This is a genomic window from Streptomyces sp. bgisy159, assembly GCF_965341775.1.
In the GTDB taxonomy this organism is placed as follows: domain Bacteria; phylum Actinomycetota; class Actinomycetes; order Streptomycetales; family Streptomycetaceae; genus Streptomyces.
Genome location: NZ_CBDQZH010000098.1, coordinates 1 through 3,973 on the forward strand (window position 1 = coordinate 1; position 3,973 = coordinate 3,973).

At 72.8% G+C, this 3,973-nt stretch carries 2 protein-coding genes; both read right to left on the minus strand.

Annotation, left to right across the window (positions count from 1 at the left end):
• Positions 1–71: 71 nt before the first annotated feature.
• Complete coding sequence (locus tag ACSLTV_RS35890; RefSeq protein WP_432140146.1) at positions 72–1,106, minus strand: ketoacyl-ACP synthase III family protein; 1,035 nt, start codon at positions 1,104–1,106, stop codon at positions 72–74.
• Positions 1,096–3,973 (minus strand): type I polyketide synthase (locus ACSLTV_RS35895; protein ID WP_435613708.1); only part of this gene is annotated, 2,878 nt, incomplete at its 5' end. The genes ACSLTV_RS35895 and ACSLTV_RS35890, both read right to left, overlap by 11 nt.

Consider the following 3,973-nt stretch of genomic DNA (forward strand, 5'->3'; position numbering starts at 1 on the left):
CTGTCCCTCTCCCGGGGGGGGGGAGAGTCCTTTCGCGTCGACGGGGAGCGACGAGGCTCGGCGCGGCCCGGTCAGACCGCCCAGGCCGGAAGGTCCAGGACGGTGACGACACAGGCCGTGCACATCCAGCCCGGACCCTGCGAGATCAGCAGCACATGGTCTCCGGGCGCCACCTCGCGGCGGCGGACCAGATGTTCCAGGGTGATCAGCACATCGGCGCCGCCCACGTGCCCGATGCCCTTGCCGTAGTCCCACGTCGACCGGTCCATGGGCAGACCGAGCGGCATCATGACCGAGTACTCGACCATGCGGCCGTCCATGTTGATCGGAACCACCTTGGCGATGTCGCCGGCGTTCAGATCGGCGCTCACGAGCGCCCGGCGGATGACACCGAGGTTGAAGAGGGTGAGCTTCTCGAGGGTCTCGGAGAGAGGCGTCTCGGTCTCGCTGTACCGCGTCGCCCGCTCGGCCATCTCCTCGTCGTTGCGCTGCCCGTCGTCCGGCAGCAGGGATCCGTCGCCGCGGTGCCACCGCTCGAGTTCCGGAAGAATGCCGGAGCTCAGCGATCTGATCTGCGCGAAGCCCTCGTCCGCGCTGACCAGGACGGAAGCGCCGCCGTCGGAGAGGAAGTAGGCCTGCCCCAGCCCCGAATAGCGGTTCAGGCCCGACGCGGTGAAGTTCTCACCGGAGGTGATCAGCACGGCCTCCGCCTGCGCCGCACCGGTGATCTGACCGACGGCCACCTCCAGCGCGCCGAGCATGCCGTTGCAGCCCTGCCGCAGGTACAGCGAGCTGGTCGGCTCCAGCTCCAGTTCACGCAGCACGTATCCCGGCGGATAGGAACCCTGGGGGCCCTGGTAGTAGACGGCACTGTGCACATGGCTCGTGAGGGACTCGGGGTCGAGCTTCGAGCGGTCCAGAGTGACGCGCGCGGCGGCGATGGCGAGTTCGACGGCCGGGATGTCGTGGGCTAGATGGGTCCCGGTCAAGCCGTTCGCGTCCACGATGTCCTGCGCGATCAGTCCTTGCGCCACGGCCCGCTCGACGGGCTCGAAATCGTGCAGCACGACCCCCAACGAGTCGATGAACACGTTCTCAATTCTCATCCTGGATCCTTCCGTTGTCGTCGAGAGGCGAGGCGGCCGGGGCGAGGAGCTGCTCGATCAGGTGCCGGGCGAGATCCAGCGGCGTCTCGAAGTCGAACGCCACACCCGGCGACAGCCGGAGCCCCGTCGCCTCGGCGAGCGCCGTACGCAGTTGCAGTGCGGTGAGCGAGTCGAACCCGAGGTCCTTCAACCGGGCGTCCTCCGCCACACCGCCCGGTGCCGTGTGCCCCAGGACGGCGCCCGCCCGCTCCCGCACGAGACCGGTCATCACGGTCTCCCGTTCCTCCGGACCCATCGCCGCCAAGCGGTGCGCGAGACCGCCCTGCTCCTCGGGGGTGTCCTGGGCCATACGGCGTGCGGAGCCGGACACCAGGGACCGCATGACGGCCGGTACGGCACCGGACCCGGCGTCCTCGGCCAGTGCGGCGAAGTCAGGGCGGGACGCGACGACCAGACTGCGGCCGGCCGCCCACGCGCCGTCGAACAACCCGAGGCCGTCCTCGGTGCCGAGCGGCCGCGTTCCGTGCAGAGCCGCCGGCTGCCGGTCCGTCGCGGCGGACCCCGCCAGACCGCTGGCCCCGGCCCACAGCCCCCAGGCGATCGACGTCGCCGGGACGCCCCGCGCGCGCAGGTGGTGGGCGAACGCGTCCAGGAACGTGTTGGCCGCCGCGTAGTTGGCCTGTCCGGGGCCGCCCGTGATGCCGGCGACGGAGGAGTACAGCAGGAACTGCCTCACGCCCGCCTCACGGACCAGGTCGTACAGGTGTACGGCCGCGTCCACCTTGGGCCGGAGCACCTCGGTCAGCTGCTCGGCCGTGAGGGACGGGAGGATGCCGTTGTGCACCGCGCCGGCGGTGTGGACCACGGCACCGATCAGCCGGCCGCCGAGCAGCGCGGCCAGGGCGTCGCGGTCCGTGACGTCACAGGCTGCCACGCGGACCCGGGCGCCGAGCGCGGAAAGCTCGGCCTCCAGGGCCGCAGCACCCGGCGCGTCCGGTCCTTGCCGGCTCGCCAGCAGCAGCTCCCTCACGCCGTGTTCGGTCACCAGGTGCCGGGCGACCGCGGAGCCGAGGGCGCCCGTACCGCCGGTGATCAGTACGGTGCCGTCCGGGCCGGCGTCGAATGCCGGGAGGACATCGGCGGGAGCGAGGCGGGTCATCCGCGGCACCCGGGCCGTCCGCCCGCGCAACGCCCACTGTGGTTCCGAGGAGGAAACCACACGGTCCAGGGCACGCCAGGTGGGCTTGGCGAGGTCGGTGTCCACGAGAACGAAGCGGCCCGGGTACTCCGACTGCGCGGTGCGGACGAGTCCCCAGACCGCGGCCACCGCCAGGTCCAGCGGCGACACGTCGTCGGGTCCGCTCACCGCCGGCACGGCACCGCGGGTGAGGAACACCAGCCGGGAGTCGTCGTACAGGGGCGACGTCACCCAGGCGCGCGCCGTCTCCAGGGCCCGGGCCGTCGTGGCGTGCACGGCGTCCACCAGGTCCCCGCCGGAGGGATCGACGGCCTCCCGCAGGAAGGGCACCACGACGACATCGGGGACTTCGCGGCCCGCCTCCACCGCGGCGGTCAGCGCCGCCAGGTCGGGATAGGCCTCCGCGTACCGTCCCGCCGCCATCAGCGACGACCGCGCGCGTACGGGATCCTCTCCCACGATGGCCCAGGTCGTGCCGGTGTCCGCGGTGAGGTGCCGCGTGCCGGTATCGGTCCATTCGATGCCGAACAGGCTGTCCTGCTGCGCCACGTCCGTTGCTCTGCGCACCCCGCGCGGGACGGCCTCCGGGCGGACGCACACCGTCGACAGGACGGGGCTGCCGGCCGCGTCGGAGGCGAACAGCGCCACGGAACCGTCGGAGCGCGGAGAAACCCGGACGCGCAGGACGGAGGCGCCGGACGCGTGCAGTGAGACCTCCTGCCAGAGTCCCGCCCGCCAGTCGTCCCCGACCTCGGGCAGGACGCCCCTGGCGCCCACCAGGCCGAGTGCGGCCTGGGCCAGCACCGGGTGCAGGCCGAACCGCCGGGCCTCCTCGCGCAGCGTGTCCGGGAGGGCGACCTCCGCGAACACCTCGGTGCCGCGACGCCACACACCCCGCAGGGCGGGTTGCACGGGCAGGGGCCGCACGTCCGGCACGGACTCGGGGGCCGGGGTGGCGTCGGCAGGCGGCCAGACCTCCAGGTCCCAGTCCGGCCGGTCCGCCGCCGCAGCCAGCTCGCCCGTCGCATGGCAGATCCACGGCAGGCCCACCACCTCCTCGGAGCGCCGGGAGTGCACCGTCACCGTGCGCACCCCGGGCTGGGAACCCTCACCCACGGTGACGCGGATCTGAAGGGAGCCGGACGCCGGCGTCACCAACGGCGCCTGCGGCGTCAGAGTGGGCAACCGGCCGACGCCCAGCTGCGCCCCGGCCGCGAGGGCCAGCTCGGCGACCAGCCAGCCGAGGGCGGCCGGGCGCTCGTTCACCAGCCATGGGTGCGTGGTTGCCGAGAGACGGCCGGTGAAGACCACCGTCTCGGTGCCGGGCAGCTCGACGGCCGCGCCCAGCAGAGGGTGTGCGGCGGCCACCGCGCCCAGGCCGGACGCGCCGCGTGTGGCATGCGTGGAGGGGGTGAGCCAGTGGTGGGTGCCTTGGAAGGGGTAGGTGGGGAGGGCGGGGTGGTGGGGCAGGGGGGTGGGGCGTACGGGGATGCCGCTGGTGTAGGCGGTGGCGACGGACTCGGTGAAGTCGTGTGTGTCGCCGCGGTCGCGGTGCAGCGTGCCGAGGACGACCGGTTCGGCACCGGCCATTTCCTGCAGGGTCTGCTGGACGGGGAGGGTGAGTACCGGGTGGGGACTCACCTCGATGAACCCGCCGGCACCTGTCTCC